The organism is Mycobacterium sp., from assembly GCF_044223235.1.
GTDB lineage: Bacteria > Actinomycetota > Actinomycetes > Mycobacteriales > Mycobacteriaceae > Mycobacterium.
This window is the reverse complement of record NZ_JBGAME010000002.1, coordinates 321,613-337,276: the sequence shown is the minus strand read 5'-3', so window position 1 is coordinate 337,276 and position 15,664 is coordinate 321,613. Positions and strand designations below refer to the sequence as shown.

Annotated in this window: 13 protein-coding genes; all 13 read right to left on the bottom strand. The window is 69.2% G+C overall.

Features of this window, described 5'->3' with window-relative positions; genetic code table 11:
• Positions 1–3: 3 nt before the first annotated feature.
• On the bottom strand, positions 4–1,419 hold the full coding sequence (locus ADBZ6K_RS04650) for a MadS family sensor histidine kinase (RefSeq protein ID WP_526344676.1): 1,416 nt from the start codon (positions 1,417–1,419) through the stop codon (positions 4–6).
• Positions 1,416–2,639, bottom strand: a complete 1,224-nt coding sequence (locus ADBZ6K_RS04645; RefSeq protein WP_526344675.1) for an iron-containing alcohol dehydrogenase — start codon at positions 2,637–2,639, stop codon at positions 1,416–1,418. Before ADBZ6K_RS04645 ends, ADBZ6K_RS04650 begins: the two co-directional genes overlap by 4 nt.
• A gap of 222 nt (positions 2,640–2,861) precedes the next feature.
• On the bottom strand, positions 2,862–4,385 hold the full coding sequence (locus ADBZ6K_RS04640) for a VWA domain-containing protein (protein ID WP_526344674.1): 1,524 nt from the start codon (positions 4,383–4,385) through the stop codon (positions 2,862–2,864).
• 39 nt (positions 4,386–4,424) lie between these two features.
• Entirely contained in the window at positions 4,425–5,666 is a 1,242-nt protein-coding gene (locus ADBZ6K_RS04635; protein ID WP_526344673.1) for an ATP-binding protein, read from the bottom strand.
• A 37-nt stretch (positions 5,667–5,703) separates the two neighbouring features.
• Complete coding sequence (gene mdo, locus ADBZ6K_RS04630) at positions 5,704–6,996, bottom strand: NDMA-dependent methanol dehydrogenase (RefSeq protein ID WP_526344672.1); 1,293 nt, start codon at positions 6,994–6,996, stop codon at positions 5,704–5,706.
• A 261-nt stretch (positions 6,997–7,257) separates the two neighbouring features.
• Positions 7,258–7,920, bottom strand: coding sequence for a methionine ABC transporter permease (locus ADBZ6K_RS04625; protein WP_526344671.1), 663 nt, complete (start codon positions 7,918–7,920; stop codon positions 7,258–7,260).
• A complete protein-coding gene (locus tag ADBZ6K_RS04620) occupies positions 7,917–8,945 on the bottom strand; it encodes a methionine ABC transporter ATP-binding protein (RefSeq protein WP_526344670.1) in 1,029 nt (342 codons plus the stop codon). Before ADBZ6K_RS04620 ends, ADBZ6K_RS04625 begins: the two co-directional genes overlap by 4 nt.
• Before the next feature lie 21 nt (positions 8,946–8,966).
• Positions 8,967–9,923: a MetQ/NlpA family ABC transporter substrate-binding protein gene (locus ADBZ6K_RS04615; RefSeq protein WP_526344669.1), complete on the bottom strand. Its 957-nt coding sequence runs from the start codon at positions 9,921–9,923 to the stop codon at positions 8,967–8,969.
• Positions 9,924–10,139: 216 nt separating this feature from the next.
• Positions 10,140–11,267: an ergothioneine biosynthesis PLP-dependent enzyme EgtE gene (gene egtE, locus ADBZ6K_RS04610; protein WP_526344668.1), complete on the bottom strand. Its 1,128-nt coding sequence runs from the start codon at positions 11,265–11,267 to the stop codon at positions 10,140–10,142.
• 13 nt (positions 11,268–11,280) lie between these two features.
• The gene (egtD, locus tag ADBZ6K_RS04605) at positions 11,281–12,246 is read right to left on the bottom strand and encodes an L-histidine N(alpha)-methyltransferase (RefSeq protein WP_526344667.1); all 966 of its coding nucleotides are present in this window, start codon (positions 12,244–12,246) and stop codon (positions 11,281–11,283) included.
• Positions 12,243–12,968 (bottom strand): ergothioneine biosynthesis protein EgtC, encoded by a 726-nt coding sequence (gene egtC, locus ADBZ6K_RS04600; protein WP_526344666.1) that lies wholly within the window; start codon positions 12,966–12,968, stop codon positions 12,243–12,245. The genes egtD and egtC overlap by 4 nt, the downstream gene beginning before the upstream one ends.
• Positions 12,968–14,326 (bottom strand): ergothioneine biosynthesis protein EgtB, encoded by a 1,359-nt coding sequence (gene egtB / locus ADBZ6K_RS04595; protein ID WP_526344665.1) that lies wholly within the window; start codon positions 14,324–14,326, stop codon positions 12,968–12,970. The genes egtC and egtB overlap by 1 nt, the downstream gene beginning before the upstream one ends.
• On the bottom strand, positions 14,323–15,651 hold the full coding sequence (egtA, locus tag ADBZ6K_RS04590) for an ergothioneine biosynthesis glutamate--cysteine ligase EgtA (RefSeq protein WP_526344883.1): 1,329 nt from the start codon (positions 15,649–15,651) through the stop codon (positions 14,323–14,325). Before egtA ends, egtB begins: the two co-directional genes overlap by 4 nt.
• Between the last annotated feature and the right edge of the window lie 13 nt (positions 15,652–15,664).

Below are 15,664 nucleotides of genomic sequence, written 5' to 3'. Positions count from 1 at the left end.
TATTCATGACGACTCAGCTTCCGTTTCTGGGCCCGCTGACTTCCTCGGGATCCTGGCGACCACCCGCACCCCGCCGATCCGCGAGCGCTGCACATCGAACGAGCCGCCAAGCTCCTTGGCCCTGGCCATCATGTTGGCCAGACCGCGGTGGTGACCGTCGACGTCGGCGGCCTCGGTCAGTCGCAACATCATCCGCATTTTCGCCGGGTCCCCGGTGCCGTCGTCGGAGATGGACATCGCCACCGCCGAGGGGCGGTAGGTGAGCCGCACGATCGCCCGCGACGCGTTGCCGTGCACGGCCGTGTTGAACAGCGCCTCGCCGGCGATGCGCAGCAGGGCGTGCTCGACGTCGCTCGGCAGTTCGTCGGGCGTTCCCTCCACCCGCAACGTGACCCGCAGATCCTCGGGCATATGCACAGTCGCCAGCTGTTCGAGCATCTCGGGCAGGCTGGACCGCCGCGCATCACCGGGGTGGTTGAGCGCGTAGATCGCCGACCGTAGCTGCTCGACCGCCGAACGGGTCAGGTTCTTGGCCGTATCCAGGCGATCCGTGAGTTCCCTTGCCGCTGAGAGTGATTCGATCTCGCTACGGCAGACTTCGATCTGCATGCCCGCGGACAGGACGGTCTGGGCCACGCTGTCGTGCAGTTCGCGGGCGATCCGGTGACGTTCGGAGTCGAGCACTTGATGGCGCTGGGCGGCCCCGAGTTCACGCTGCGTCGCGACCAGTTCCGCATTGCGCGCGGCGAGATCGGACGCGTGGCGGCTGGCTTCGCCGTAGGCCTCCTCGGCCCTGGCGAGGGAGGCCTGCGACTTCTGGAACAGTGCGCAGTTCTGCAGCGCCACCGCGGTCTGGCTGGACAGGATGCGCATCACCGCCTCGTCGGTGCCGTCCAGCGTGCGGATGGTGGGCGTCCACGCGGCGAAGGCACCGATGACGCCGCCGTTGAGCTCGATGGGCACATGCGCGTGGTGGCTCTCGATCAGCGGAACCCTGAACTGGCCGAGCTGACCCCGCAGGATGTCGTTGAGGCGGTTGAGCACCGCGTCGGGCAGGTGCGGTCCCGGATCGCGGGCGCCGGAAAGACCCTCGAACGCGTACGCCACGCCGTCGGCGTCGAGGATGAGATGCCTGGGCCGGGCCTCCGGCAGCGCGCCGTCGGCCAGGGCGATCAGCACCCACTCCGCGCCCAGATGGATCCGGGCGGCGTCCGCGACCGCCCTGACCAGGTTCTCGGGGCCGTGCACCGTCTGCACCAGCGCTCGCGAGATGGCGTCGAGGGCGGCCACGACGCGGTGCAGCCGCTGGGCGGTGACCCGGAACTCGGGGTAGAACGTGCTCTTGCCGGAACGAACTCCGGTGAGCCGCTCCAGATCCGGTGTGCTGACGCGAGGCCGATGGGTCGGGAATGTCGTCACATCGCCGCCCGGAACAGGGCCTGCATCTGTACCTCGTCGGCAGTGCGCGGATTGGTCGTCATGCAGGCGTCCCGCAGCGCGGTCGACGCGAGCCGCGGCACGTCCTCGTCGCGAACCCCGAGCTGCCCCAGCCCTCGCGGGACACCGACGTCGGCGGCCAGCAGCTGGATCCGGTCGGCCAGCGCCAGCGCCGCCTCGTCAGCGGGGGTGCCGCGCTCGGCCACCCCGAGGCAGGAGGCGATGATCGCGTACGGCTCCGGGTCGGTCTCGGCGTTGAAGCGGATGACGTGGGGCAGCAACACCCCGTTGATGACGCCGTGCGGCAGGTCGAGCAGCCCGCCGACCTGATGGCTCATGGCGTGCGCGGCGCCGAGGATGGCGTTGGTGAACGCCAGGCCCGCCTCGAGGGCCGCCTGGGCCATCATCGAACGTGCCCACATGTCGTCGGGCCGGTGCATGGTCTGCACCAGGTTGTCGGTCACCAGCCGAACCGCCCGCAGCGCGTGGTGGTCGGTGAGCTGGTTGTGCGCCAGCGAGACGAATGCCTCGATGCCGTGCGTCAGCGCATCCAAACCGGTTGCCGCATTGAGCCATTCGGGCATCGTGGTGAGCAGCCGCGGGTCGATGACGGTGATGTCGGGCACCAGCGCCCGGCCCAGGATGGTGACCTTGGTGTTGCGGGTGGTGTCGGTGACGATGCAGAACTGGGAGACGTCGGCACCGGTGCCCGACGTCGACGGCACCACCACCAGGGGTGGGATGGGCATCGTCGCCTTGTCGACGCCCTCGTAGTCGAGGATGCCGCCGCCGTTGGCCGCCAGGATCGCCACACCTTTCGCGGCGTCGATCACCGATCCGCCGCCGACCGCGACCAGGACATCGCACCCTTCGGCGGCGTAGTGCTCGAAACCCGCGGCGATCTCGTGGTCTTTGGGATTGGGGGTCAGCGCGCTCCACACCCTGGCGTCGACGCACTGGTCCTTGAGGTGGGCGGTCATCTCGTCGGCCCAGCCCGCCTCGATGAGCCCGGGGTCGGTGACCAAAAGCGGTCGAAGGGCGCCGAGCCGTGCCGCGGCGTGTGCGGCCTCGACCATCGAATCCATGCCGAACACGATCTCGGGCGCGTGGAACTTCAGTACCCTGCTATGCGCGCCGATCGGCTCACCGCGTTCGTACTCCGGGACCAGGGTAGGTTCCGCGGTCGGGTAACGCGTCCTCATCGTCCCCATCGTGTCCAGCCTCGCCATACCCCGCCTTGCACCCACCGCGGGGCACCGGATGTGACCCGCACAACAGGATTCCCGACCCAGCCTACGGGGTCGGCATGGGTGATCCAACAGGACAATGGTCAGGTCGCAGCGGACCAACCCCTATCCGATCGGGTAGGTCGGCCGAGGTTGGGAGATTCGGATGGGGCGGCGGGTGCACTACCCGCGGATGGGTTACCGCCCGACCGCCTCGGCCGCGAAGTCGTGCGCCGCGCGTTCCAGCCCCGTCAGGTCCCGCACCACCCGCACCCGGTCGCAGTACTCGGCGTAGGCGGGCAGATCGCAACTGCCAAGCCCCCATGAGTAGCGCGGCTCGGGCGTCAGCCAGATCGTCTCGCGGGCCCGGCGGGTGATCTCCTCGAATGCCTGCAGATTGGGGTCGTTGCCGTTGTTGCGGCCGTCGCCGAGCACCAGCACGGTGGTGCGCCTGCTGACCGCGGAGACGTGCTCGGCGATGAACTCACCGAACACCGCGCCATAGTCGGAGTTCGCATCGACATCAATGACGTCGCCGCCGAAGATCAGCCCGAGCGCCCGCTCCGGCGGGTGATCGCGGAACAGTTCGGTGGTCTCGGCGATGTCGGCGACGAACGCGAACGACCGCACCTGGGTAAACATGTCCTGCAGCCCGTGCACCAGGCTGAGGGTGAACCGCGAGGTGGCGCGCACCGACAGGCTGACGTCGGCAAGCACCACCAGCCGCGGCCGGTCCTCGGCGCGCTGAACGGTGACCGGGACAAACGGGATGCCGTCGGTGCGCATGTTGCGCCGCATGGTCTGGCCCGAGTCGACGCGGCCTGCCGCCGCGATCCGGCGCCGGTGAGTCAGCGCGCCGTGCAGGGTGCGGGCGAGCCGGCGCAGGGATTCTTCCAGTTCGGCGCGTTCGGTCTCCGCAACGCGGCCGACCTTGACTTCGCGCTTCTCGCGCTCCTCGATCACCTTGGTTTCCAGCGCCATCAGCGCTTCGAGGTGGCGTTTGAGCGCGGCGGGCAGGTTCTCCAGCACCCCGGCCAGCCGGCGGCGCAGCACGGCTGCGTCGCCCTCGTCACCGGTGTCGTCGCCGAGTTCGTCGGCCAGCCAGCCCAGCAGGAGATCCTGCTCGGCCAGCGACAGCTGCGCGTCGATCTTGGTTCCCGACGCGGTGGATAGCTTGCCCGCGGACCCGGCGCCGTGCAGCCGGGTGGTCTCCAGCTGCACTCGATAGGCGTCCTCGCGCGGGTCGCCGGATTCCTTGGAGAACACGATCTCGTCGGTCAGCGCCGCCAGATCGATCCGGTTGGCCTCCTGGTGCAGGTTGTACTGCTGAGCCAGGTCCTCCTGCTTGAAGTAGTCACGAATGCTGGCGGGTTTGCCGTGCTCGTGACCCTCCTGCGGCGTGTCACTGGGTTCCTCCGACAGGGTGAACGATTCGAGTTCGCCGGTGTCGACGAGGTCGTCATGGGCGTGTGTGTGGCCATGCCCATCCTCGTCGGGACCAACCCTTACCAACGCGAAGAACGCGTCGAAGATCTCGTTGAAGATCGGCTCGTCACGGTGGTCCTTGACCAGCGCGACGCGCAGCGCGGTGCGCAGCAGCGGCCTGTCCGACAGCATCCCCGGCTGGCTGGCGCACCGCATCGCGTCGATGGCCTCGGGGATCGAGACACGGATGCCGCCGAGGCGCAGCAGCCTGACGAACCGGTGCATGGTCGCTTCCATTGATGGGCCCTGTGACTCCCTCGGACAGCTGGAGGACGGCTAGAAGGCTCTGCGCCGGCCGAGGGAACTGGACGGGGTCTTCTTGGGGGTTCCGTAATAGCCGTTGGTGAACCGCCCCGGCGTGTCCTTGGCCGCCCGGACCGCCTTGCCGTCGGGCCCGTTCTCGTCGTCATGGGAGTGCAAGCTGTGCGAGTGCGGCTGGTCCCCGTGGGAGTGCGGCTCATCCCCATGGTCGTGGGAGTGCGAGTCGTGGGAATGCGGGCCGTGTCCATGGTCGTGGGAATGGCCGTGCGAATGCAGCGATTTCGGCACCGTGGCGTTCGGGTCGACGAGCTTGGGCAGCGCGTCGAGTGCCTTGCGGACGTCCTTGTCGTACTTGACCACCACCGACACGGTGTCGGACAGGATCTGCGATGTCAGCTCGTCCACCCCGAGCACCGCCAGGGTCCGCGCCCAGTCGATGGTCTCCGAGATGCTCGGCGACTTGCGCAGATCCAGCTCCCGCAGCCCGCGCACGATGTCCACGAGCTGGGCGGCGAGCGCCTCCTTGAGCCCGGTCTCCTTGGACCGCACGATCTCGAGTTCGCGATCGGCGGCCGGGTAGTCCAGGAACAGGTGCAGGCACCGGCGCTTGAGGGCAGCCGCCAGATCCCGGGTGTTGTTGGACGTCAGGATCACGTACGGCGGATGCTTGGCGCGGAACGTGCCGATCTCGGGGACCGAGACCTGGTACTCGCCGAGCAGTTCCAGCAGCACCGCCTCCAATGCCTCGTCGGCACGGTCGATCTCGTCGACCAGCAGCACCACCGGCTCCTCGGAGCGCACCGCTTCCAGCAGCGGCCGCGGCGCCAGGAACCGGTCGGAGAAGAACACGCTCTCCTGCTTGCCGATCCGCTCGACGGCCTCGGTCAGATCGGCGGTGTCGGCGACGAGCTGACCGATCTTCTCGCGCAGGATCTGGGTGTACAGCAGCTGTTTGCCGTAATCCCACTCGTAGAGGGCCTTGGTCTCGTCCTGCCCCTCGTAGCACTGCAGCCGCAGGAGCCGGCGGCCGGTAGCGGCCGCCAGCACCTTCGCCAGCTCGGTCTTGCCGACACCGGCCGGCCCCTCGATGAGGAGGGGTTTGTCCAGCCGGGTCAACAAGAACACCGTTGTGGCAAGCCGCTCGTCGGCGATGTATCCCTCGCCGGCGAGCGCCGTGCGCACAGCTTCCACGGACTCGAACGTCTCGCTCCGGTCACCCGAGGTGACGGTCGGGCTCGGTTCAACGGTGGAGATCATGCTCTCCAGCATCCTCTTCGTAGGTGAACAGGTCTTCTCAGGTGAGCAGGTCGTCGAGATCGCCGGTCATGCAGTGCTCGACAACGGGACGGACCAGGTCGAAGGTGCACTCCTTGGCGTTGCCCGGGGTGCAGGCGTCGCCCAGCACGTGGTTGGTGATGCGGTCCACGTCGGCCTTGTCGCCCTTGATCTCCTTGGCCTTCTCGTAGAACGGGGTCGGGCCCTGGCCGAGCCGGTTCTTGGAGTAGCTGTCCTGCTTGACGTCCACGAAGCGCTCGATGATGTTGACGTCGCGCAGCAACCGGATGGCGGCGGCCAGGGCGGCGTCGGCGGCCTGGACGTCGGTCATGCCGTAGGTGTCCACCCCCATCGCCTGGGCGATGTCGGCGAAGCGCTTGTAGGCCACCGGCATGTTGAACGCCCACACCCGCGGCAGCGCGATGGCGTTGTTCAGGCCGTGGTGGGTGTCGTAGAAGGCGCTCACCGCGTGGCTGATGGAGTGGATGATGCCAAGACCACCGGAGTTGAACGCCTGCGCGGCGATGTACTGCGCGTACATCATGCCCTCGCGGCCCTTGAGGTCGGTGCCGTTCCAGGTGGCCTCACGCAGGTTCTCTGCGGTCAGCTTGATGGCCCGGATGGCGTTGCCCAGCGACGGCTCGAAGTTCAGCCGCGACACGTAGGGCTCGGAGGCGTGGGCGAGCACGTCGAAGCCGCACTGTGCGGTGTAGTCGACCGGGCATTCGTAGTACAGGGTCGGGTCGTCGACGGCCAGGCTGGTCACCGAGGCGTCGTCGAACGCGACGTACTTGTGCGGGTTGTCGGGATCGGTGGTGGTGTCGGTGATGACGTAGGCCCACGAGGTCTCCGACCCGGTGCCCGCCGTGGTGGAGATGGCGATGTGCGGCGGGTTCTTCGGGTTCTCGCTCTTGTTGAAGCCCTCGAAATCGTTGACGTTGCGGCCGTCGTGGGCGACCGAGATGCGGGCGCCCTTGCAGGCGTCATGGGTGGAGCCGCCGCCGATGGAGATGAAGCTGTCGCAGTCGTTCTCCTGGTACAGCTTTACCGAGTCCATGACGTTGTAGTCCTTGGGGTTGGACTCCACCTTGTCGTACAGCACGACCTCGAGACCGTGCCACTTCAGCGACTCGACGAGGTTGTGCACGATGTTCGTGCCGCGCAGGCCCGAGGTCATCACGAGGGTCTTCTTGAAGCCCATCTTCAACGCCTCGGGACCGACCATCTCGCCAGCGCCGGGGCCTATCATGGCCCGGGGGAACGGATGGAACTCCTTGATGGGGAACGGCTTGAGTAACTCCTCGACCTTCATTGCCCGTTGATCCTCTCTGCGGTTGATCGGGTGCCGGGCACCAAAGTAAGCCGGTGTTGTGATGCAGGGAACAGCTTCGGGGATAAGACCCATCGAAGGACAGCACAATTCGGCACAGTCAGACAGCCGGGCGCCTGCCCGCTTGGAGGGGAGGCCCGTCGCCCGGGCGCGGTAGTCGACCGTCGAGTTGTGACACGCCTGCGGCCCCGTCGCGTGTGAAAACTCCACGCACGGGGGGCGTGGCGGGCTCGGGGCTTGGGGCTAGCGCCGCAGGGCCTTGCCGGACAACCAGTTCCCGAAGAACTGGGCGGCCTGCACCAGCACGATGATGGTCAGCACGGCGATCCAGGTGACCCACCAGTTGAACCGCTGGTAGCCGTACACGATCGCGAAGTTGCCCAGCCCGCCGCCGCCGACCGACCCGGCCACGGCCGTCATGTCCACGACGGCGATGAAGACGAAGGTGTAGCCCAGGATCAGCGGGCCGAGCGCCTCGGGCAGCAGCACCCGGGTGATGATCCGCAGCGGACCGGCGCCCATGGCCTGTGCGGCCTCGATCACCCCGGGGTCGATGGACACCAGGTTCTGTTCGACGATGCGCGAGATCCCGAACGTGGCCGCGATGACGAGGGCGAAGATCGCCGCCTTGGTGCCGATGGTGGTGCCGACGACGGACAGCGTCAGCGGGCCGATCGCGACGATGAAGATGATGAACGGGATGGGCCGGACGAAGTTCACCACCACATTCAGAATCGTGTAGAACCACCGGTTTTCGAGGATTCCGCCCTTGCGGGTGGTGTACAGCAGCACGCCGAGCACCAGACCGAACAGGCCACCGAGGACCAAGGTGGTGATGACCATCTGCAGGGTCTGCCAGATCGACTCCCAGAAGATCGGCCGCAGCACTTCCCAGTTGGTGTTCATCGCAACTCCTGCACGGTGGTCTGCGAGCCGAGCCGCGCCACCACCTGGTCGACCGCGTCGTCGGGCCCGGTGAGGGCCAGGGTGATGTTGCCGACCGATTTGCCCTGCAGGGCCGAGATGCCACCGTAGACGAACTCGAACCCGACATCGGCGGTGCGCACCGCCTCGGCCAGAACCCGGCCTACCCGATCCTGGTCGGAGACGCTGACCGCGACGAGCCGGCCCGGGTAGCGCTCGGCCAGGTCCGCGGCGTCGGCGGCAGACGGCTTGTCGTGCAGGCTGTTCGCCACGATGTTCCTCGTCAGGTCGGCGCGGGGTTCGGAGAAGATGCGGTATACATCGCCCTCCTCGACCAACTCGCCGCGGTCGAGCACGGCGACCCGGTCGGCGATCTTGCGGACCACATCCATTTCGTGGGTGATGACGATGACGGTGATGCCCAGCTCGGAGTTGACCCTCTTGAGCAGCTTGAGCACGTCGTTGGTGGTCTGCGGGTCCAGGGCCGACGTCGATTCGTCGGCGAGCAGGATGGTCGGGTTTGCGGCCAGGGCGCGGGCGATGCCGACGCGCTGCTTCTGGCCGCCGGACAGCTGTCGCGGGTAGGCCCACGCCTTCTCGGCCAGGCCGACGAAGTGGAGCAGCTCGGCGATGCGGTCGCGGTGCCGTTCCTTCGGCACGCCCGCGGATTCCAGCGCGAATGCGATGTTGCCGTAAACGGTGCGCGAGTTGAGCAGGTTGAACTGCTGGAACACCATGCCGATCCGGGTCCGCAGCTGGCGGATCTGCTTGGCGTTCAACTCGGTGATGACGGTGCCTTCGATGATCACCTGTCCGGAGGTGGGATGCTCCAGCGCGTTGATCATCCGCACCAGCGTGCTCTTACCCGCGCCCGAACCGCCGATGATGGCGTAGATGGTGCCGCCCTCGATCGCCAGGTTGATCGACTTGAGGGCATCGAAGGTGTCCTTGGACCCTTCGACCGGATAGGTCTTGGTGAGGTTGACGAACTCGACGATGGCGGTCATGCGGTGTCCCCTGCCCGGTGGTCAATTGGCACGGATCTGGTCCTCGAGGTCTCGGGTGATGCGCTGCAAATCCGCGGCAGGCTTGTCGACGATCACCGCGGTGTCGCGGGAGGCGTCGACCACCGCCTTGGTCACCTCGGGATCGTGGTACAGCTCGACGATCTTCAGGTAGGTGGGGTTGTCCTTGTCCTCCTCCCGCGACACGAACGCGTTGATGTAGGGCTCGGCCGCGGGGCTGTTCGGATCGTCGTTGTAGATCGCCGAGGACGGGTCGAGGTCGGCGTCGAGGGCGAAGCCGTTGTTGATCACCGCCGCGGCCACCGACGGCAGAGACGTGACCGTCTGCTGGGCGCTGATCGGGACGACGGCAATGCGGGTCCCGACGGTGTCGACGTCCGCAGGTGTGGACAGGATGTTGCCGCCGCCCCGCAGTCGCACCAGCCCGGCCTGTTGCAGGACCAGCAGCGCACGCGCCTGATTGGTCGGGTCGTTGGGGATCGCTACCTGCGCACCGTCGGGGATGTCGGCGACCGAGGTGTAGCGCTGCGAGTACAGCCCGAGCGGGACGACGACGGTCGAGCCGATCGGGGTCAGCGTCTCCCCCGCGGCCACGTTGTAGCTGGCCAGGAACTGCAGGTGCTGAAACAGGTTCAGGTTGGTCTGGCCTTGCGCCAGCGCCGGGTTGGGCTGGGCATAGTCGGCGAAGTTGACGACGCGGATCGTGATGCCCTCATCGGCGGCCAGGCGCTGCAGGATCGGCCAGAAGTCGGCGCTGCCCTCGGTGGTGCCGATGGTGACGACGTCGCCTCCTCCGCTGCGCAGGATGGCGTTGCTGCCGCCGAACAGCGAGAAGACCAACCCGACCACCAGGGCCACCGCGACGACTACCCCGGCGACGACCAGGCTGCGGTCGCGTTTGGGTTTGGGCGGCAACCAGAGCGGATCGTGCGGCTGCGAGGTCACGTCAGGCTCAGTCAACCGACCGCCTCACTTCCCGTCCCCTTAGTATCCCCGTCGAATCCCCGCCGACGGTTGCGGCGGCGCGCCGGTATCCTCCCCCAACGCGCCGGCCGTCGCATCCGCGGTGCCGGCCCGAGAATCGGCAAACCAGATGCTCAGCCGGGTTATCCGCAGGCTGCGCGGAAAGCGCCCGCCGCGTCGCCGTTGCGGGCCGTCAGCGGCGCGGTTCGGCCGTCAGCTGGCCGCGGTCGCCGTGATCAGTGCGTCGCGGAAGATCACCAGCTCGGACTCGCCGGTGTCGACGTGGGGTGACAGCCGCAGTACGGGGCCGGCCATCTCGAACGGGGCGCGGGCCACTTCGGCGGCGGTGGTTACCACGCCGTGCTCGGCGATCAGCCGCGCGCGCACCGCGGCAGGCGCGACACCGTCGGGCGGCTCAAGGGTGGTGATCGCACTGGGTTCGTCGGCGGCCTCGATCACCCGCCACCCGCCTGCGCCGTCCATCGCCGCGCGCGTCAGGCGGCCGACCTCGGCCAGCCCGGCCCGCACCGCTGCGGGTCCGGCCGCCAGGTGTTCGCCGACCGCGACCGAGAACGCCACCCAGGACGCAACATTCGCCTCGCCGAGTTCGAGCTTGCGCAGGGTGTCCATCGGGACAACCCAGTCCGGGGGTGGCAGGCGCGGGCGCAGGCGCGCTGCCAGCTCCGGACCGATGGCCATGGCGCCGACGCCGCGCGGGCCCGACAGCCACTTGCGCGACGACGTGTAGGTCACGTCGGCGCCGACGGCGCAGTCGATATGGCCCAGCGCCTGGGCGGCATCCACCACCAGCGGGACGCCCAGCTCCCGGCAGGCGGCGGTCATCGCGGCCAGCGGCTGCACGACGCCGCGGTGACTGGCCAGCGCCGTGAGGTGGACCAGGGCGGGCGGGTCGGCCGCCAACGCGGCCGTCGCCTCCTCCACCAGCAGCCTGCCGTCACCGTCGACCGGGAGCGGCCGCACCGCGAAACCGTTGGCGGCCATCACCGCCAGGTTGGGTCCGAACTCACCGGGCAGACAGGCCAGTGTCCTGTCGTCCGGCCAGCTACTCAGCAGCAGATCCAGCGCATGGCCCGAACTCGAGGTGAACACCACGTTGTCGGCGGTGTGCCCGGTCAGCGCGGCGACCGCGGCACGGCCGGCGGCCAGCGCAGGCGCCGCGGCCTCCATCGCCACATAGCCGCCGACCTCGGCTTCGTGACGGGCGTGGCGGGCCGCGGCGTCGACTACGGCGAAGCTCTGCCGCGAACAGGCCGCGCTGTCGAAGTGCAGGCCGGCGACCTCGGGCCGGGCCTCGCGCCACCGTAGCCGGAGCGCCGTCATGTGACCGACGCCGTCATTTCACCGAGAGGGACAGGCCGAAGTCGCCCGCCGGGTCGGTCCACCAGTGGGTGAGCGACAGCCCCGCCGCGGCCAGTTCGGCGGCGACACCGTCGGGCCGGAACTTGCACGACACCTCGGTCAGCATTTCCTCACCCGCGTCGAAATCGACGGTCAGTCCCAGGTCGGGGATGCTCACCCGCTGGGCGCTGATCGCCCGCAGCCACATCTCGATGCGCTGGTCGTCCTCGTTGTAGCGGGCGACATGGTTGAAGGCCGCGAGATCGAAGTCGGCGCCGAGTTCGCGGTTGACCACGGCCAGCACGTTGCGGTTGAATGCCGCCGTCACCCCGGCGCTGTCGTCGTACGCGCGCACCAGCCGGCCGACGTCCTTGACCAGGTCGGTGCCGAGCAGCACGGCGTCGCCGTCCTGCATGCCGTCGGCGAGGGTGGCCAGGAACTCCGCCCTCGGTTCCCGGGTCAGGTTGCCGATGGTCGAACCGAGGAAGGCCACCAGCCGCCGTCCCACCCGAGGGATCTTGCCGAGGTGCTCCTCGAAGTCGCCGCAGACGGCCTCGACCTCGACACCCGGATACTCGCGCCGGATCGCGGTCCCCGCCGCCCGCAGCACCCCGGCGTCCACGTCGAACGGGATGAACCGGCGCAACGATCCGCCGTCGCGCATCGCGTCGAGCAGCATGCGGGTCTTCTCCGAGGTGCCGCTTCCCAGCTCCACCAGGGTGTCTGCCCCGGCGGCGGCGACGATCTCGGCCGAGCGGTCGCGCAGGATCTGCGCTTCGGCGCGGGTGGGGTAGTACTCGGGCAACCGGGTGATCCGGTCGAACAGGTCGCTACCCACCGAGTCGTAGAACCATTTGGGCGGCAACGACTTCGGTGTACGGGTCAGTCCCTGCCGCACGTCGCGGCGAAGCGCCATCGCGGCGGAGTCGGCGGCCAGGTAGTTGGCCATCGTGAAGGTCATGCCGGTCCTTTCAGCCCGATGAACTCGATCTCCGAGCCTTGGACGCGCACCAGACGGCGGTCGGGGATCTCCTGCCAGCCGGGGTCGTCGTCGTAGGGCTCGCTGGCCAGCACCACCCCGTCGTCGGTGCGAAGCAGCGACAGTGTGTCGCCCCAGGTGGTGGCGACCAATTGGGTTCCGTTGCCCGCCAGGATGTTCAGCCGCGCGTTCGGATCGGCAGCGCCCACCTCGGCGATGACCTCACCGAGCCGGTGCACACCGCGGTCGAAGATCAGCGCCGCCAGCAGGGCACTGTCCACCGTGGATTCGGCGCGCGGCGAGGGCGGCAGCACGCTGCGGTCGACCAGACCGTTGTGGGAAAGCAGCCAGCGCCCGTCGGTGAACGGGGCCGCCGCCGACGCCTCGATCGGCATGCCGACCGTCGCCGAGCGCACCGCCGCCACCACGCATTGGCTGCGCAACGCGGGAGCCATCGACGCGAACGACGCGTCACCCCACAGCGGCGACGCGCTGCGCCACCTGCGCACCACACCCGCTTCCTCACCGCCGGAGCCGCCGGACTCGCCCGCGTCGACGAAGCCGACGCCCCAGCCGTCGGCGTTGATCAGGCCGTGTTTCTGCCTGCGCGGCGCATACGACTGCACCAACAGGCTGTACGGCGGGTCGAGCATCAGCGCCGCCAACGACCGCGGTTCGCCCAGCCAGCCCAGGTGCCTGCACATCAGGATCGCTCCCCGGCGGCGTGGTTGGAGTCGTCGGCGTCCCAGGCCAGGCGCACGCCCGCGAAGATCTGCCTGCGGATCGGATGGTCCCAGTTGCGGAAGCTGGGCCGCAGGATGCCCGGCGCCACCGCCCAGGACCCGCCGCGCAGCACCCGGTACTCGCCGGCCGCGGCCCCGTCGAAGAACGGCTGTGAATACCGCTCGTAGATCATCGGCACGAACCCGGGCCACGGCCGCAGCGGCGACGTGGTCCACTCCCACACATCGCCGAGCATCTGTTCGGCGCCGTATGCCGACGCGCCCGCCGGATAGGCCCCGACCGGGGCGGGCCGCAGCGCCGCGCCGCCCAGGTTCGCCAGGTGTGCGGTGGGTTCGGTTGCGCCCCAGGGGAATCGACGCCGCCGGTCCGTCACCGGATCCCAGGCGCATGCCTTCTCCCATTCCGCCTCGCTGGGCAGGCGCGCGCCTGCCCACGCCGCGTACGCTTCGGCCTCGAAATAGGTGACGTGCTGCACCGGCTCTTCGCCGGGGATCTCTTCAAGGTGGCCGAACCGGGTGCGGGTGCCCGTCAGCGCGCCGGAGTTCCAGAACTGCGGCGCGGTCAGGTCCGCGTCGGTGCGATGGGCCCAGCCCCGGTCGGACCACCACTGCCTGCGGTGATAGCCGCCGTCGTCGATGAACTCCCGCCACTCGGCGTTGGTCACCGGCACCCGGCCGATCCGGAAGCTCGGCAGGTCGACTTGGTGGGCGGGCCGCTCGTTGTCCAGCGAATGCGGCTCGCTCACCGGGTCCACGCCCAGCAGGAACGGCCCGCCGGGAACGAGTACCGAGGTGCCCGCCACCCCCGGGCGCCCGGATGGCAGCGGCGCTCCGGCGTCCAGCAGCGGGGAGCCGGAGCGCAGGTTCAGTGCCTGCAGCATCGTCTCGTCGTGCTGATTCTCGTGGCTGATGACCAGGCCGTACGCGAATGCCGGATCGCTTCCGCCCTGCGCCGGGTCGTCGGGGCGTTCGTCGGGCAGCGCATCGAGGGTGTCCAGCGCGCGGTTGCGTACGGTCGCGCAGTACGCCCTGGCGTCGGCCGGTGGCAGGAGCGGAAGCGCGGCCCGGCTGGCCCGGCTGTGCACAAACGCGTCGTACAGGCGATCGACGGCGGGCGGCAGCAGTCCGGGCGCGTTGAGGTCGCCCCCCCGCAGCAGCCACAGCTCCTCCTGCTGCCCGATGTGCGCGAGGTCCCACACCAGCGGGCTCATCAACGGGTCGAACTGGCGGTGCAGTTCGGCGTCGTCGAAGTCCACCAGCCGCAGCGTGCGCTCCCGCGCCAGGGTCAGCTCCCGCGCCAGCGTTTCTCGTGACGTCACAGCGCACCCTTCGCGAGCTCGGCCACCGCGGTGGCGATTCCGTGCTTCACCGCGCGGTCGGCGAAGTCGTCGCCCGGCGAGCGGCCCCGTTCCACCGAACGCACGAGGTGTCCCATCGATTCCGCCAGCGCGTCGGGTGCGCGTTCGGCGGCGGCGTGCACACAGCGGATGGCTGCGGTGTGCAGCCGCCGGTTGCCGAGTCCGACCCGCGCGGCGGGATCCCACGCGGTGGCGACCGGTTCGGTGGCCTGCGTCGCGATCTCCGCCGCCGACGGGTCGTCGAGCAGCGTCGTCATCGTGAACACCACCGCGGGCCAGACGGCGTCGGGGACGCTGTCGAGGTAGCGGATCTCCAGGAATCCCCGCGGGCGCACCGGCGGGAACAACGTGGTCAGGTGGTAGTCCAGATCCGCTTCGGTGGGTCTGCGGCCGCCGAGCACGGCGCGGCCGTCGGCCCAGTCGGCGAACGGCACCCAGTTCGTCACCGGCAGCGCACCGGAATGCGACGTCGCCGAGTCCGCGGCATCGGCGCTGCGCACCAGCATCACCGGCGCCCGCAGTGCGTAGCGCGCCCAGTCGCTGGCCGGATCATCGCTGCCGGCGCCGAGGACAGGTCCGCAGCGTGCCGAGTCCAGCTCTCCCCACACCCGCTGGCGGGTGCTGCGCCAGCCCGTGAACCGGCCGTCCAGAAGCGGTGAGTTCGCCGTGATCGCGATCATCGTCGGCCCGAGGGCATGTGCAAGCCGCACCCGGGCAGCCCACTCTTCGCGCGGTCCCGCGTCGAGGTTGACCTGCACCGACGCCGTCGACGTCATCATCGCCGCACCCGCGGCACCGGTGCCGCTGGCCGCGAAGAACCGCTCCATCGCCCGGTACCTTGCCCCGGGGTTGACCCGGGCGGGTGGTCGCAGCGGATCCGCCCCGAGCAGCACCAAGCCGAAGCCGGCGCGGGCGAAGGTCTCGCGCAGCACCGCACGGTCAGCGGCCATCGCGGCGATGGCGGGCAGCGCACCGTCGGCGGGCGGTCCGGACAGTTCCACGGCGCCGCCGGGTTCGACGGTGATCCTGCCGCCCCCGGGAAGGTCGGGAACCGTCGCGATGACCGTGGTTATCTCGTCCCAACCCGGTCTGCGGCCGGGTGCGGAGAGGTCGAAGCAGTGCGCCTCGACCTCGAGGCCGACCCGGCCCCGCGGACCGTCGCGCAGGCAGCTTGCACCGATGTGCGCGGCGGCGTCATAGGCGTTGGTGAATGGCCTGAGGCGCCGCGCGTGAAAATCGCTGCGCTCGGGCCGGCGCGCGGCGGGCCCGATGGGCCTGACGGGCAGAGTCATCGACAAC

Bases quoted from the DNA above. Each gene is read 5' to 3' on its own strand.
- ADBZ6K_RS04645 (WP_526344675.1), bottom strand. From the start codon at position 2,639: ATGAGGACGCGTTACCCGACCGCGGAACCTACCCTGGTCCCGGAGTAC.
- ADBZ6K_RS04640 (WP_526344674.1), bottom strand. From the start codon at position 4,385: ATGGAAGCGACCATGCACCGGTTCGTCAGGCTGCTGCGCCTCGGCGGC.
- ADBZ6K_RS04635 (WP_526344673.1), bottom strand. From the start codon at position 5,666: ATGATCTCCACCGTTGAACCGAGCCCGACCGTCACCTCGGGTGACCGG.
- mdo (WP_526344672.1), bottom strand. From the start codon at position 6,996: ATGAAGGTCGAGGAGTTACTCAAGCCGTTCCCCATCAAGGAGTTCCAT.
- ADBZ6K_RS04625 (WP_526344671.1), bottom strand. From the start codon at position 7,920: ATGAACACCAACTGGGAAGTGCTGCGGCCGATCTTCTGGGAGTCGATC.
- ADBZ6K_RS04620 (WP_526344670.1), bottom strand. From the start codon at position 8,945: ATGACCGCCATCGTCGAGTTCGTCAACCTCACCAAGACCTATCCGGTC.
- egtE (WP_526344668.1), bottom strand. From the start codon at position 11,267: ATGACGGCGCTCCGGCTACGGTGGCGCGAGGCCCGGCCCGAGGTCGCC.
- egtD (WP_526344667.1), bottom strand. From the start codon at position 12,246: ATGACCTTCACGATGGCCAACTACCTGGCCGCCGACTCCGCCGCGATG.
- egtC (WP_526344666.1), bottom strand. From the start codon at position 12,968: ATGTGCAGGCACCTGGGCTGGCTGGGCGAACCGCGGTCGTTGGCGGCG.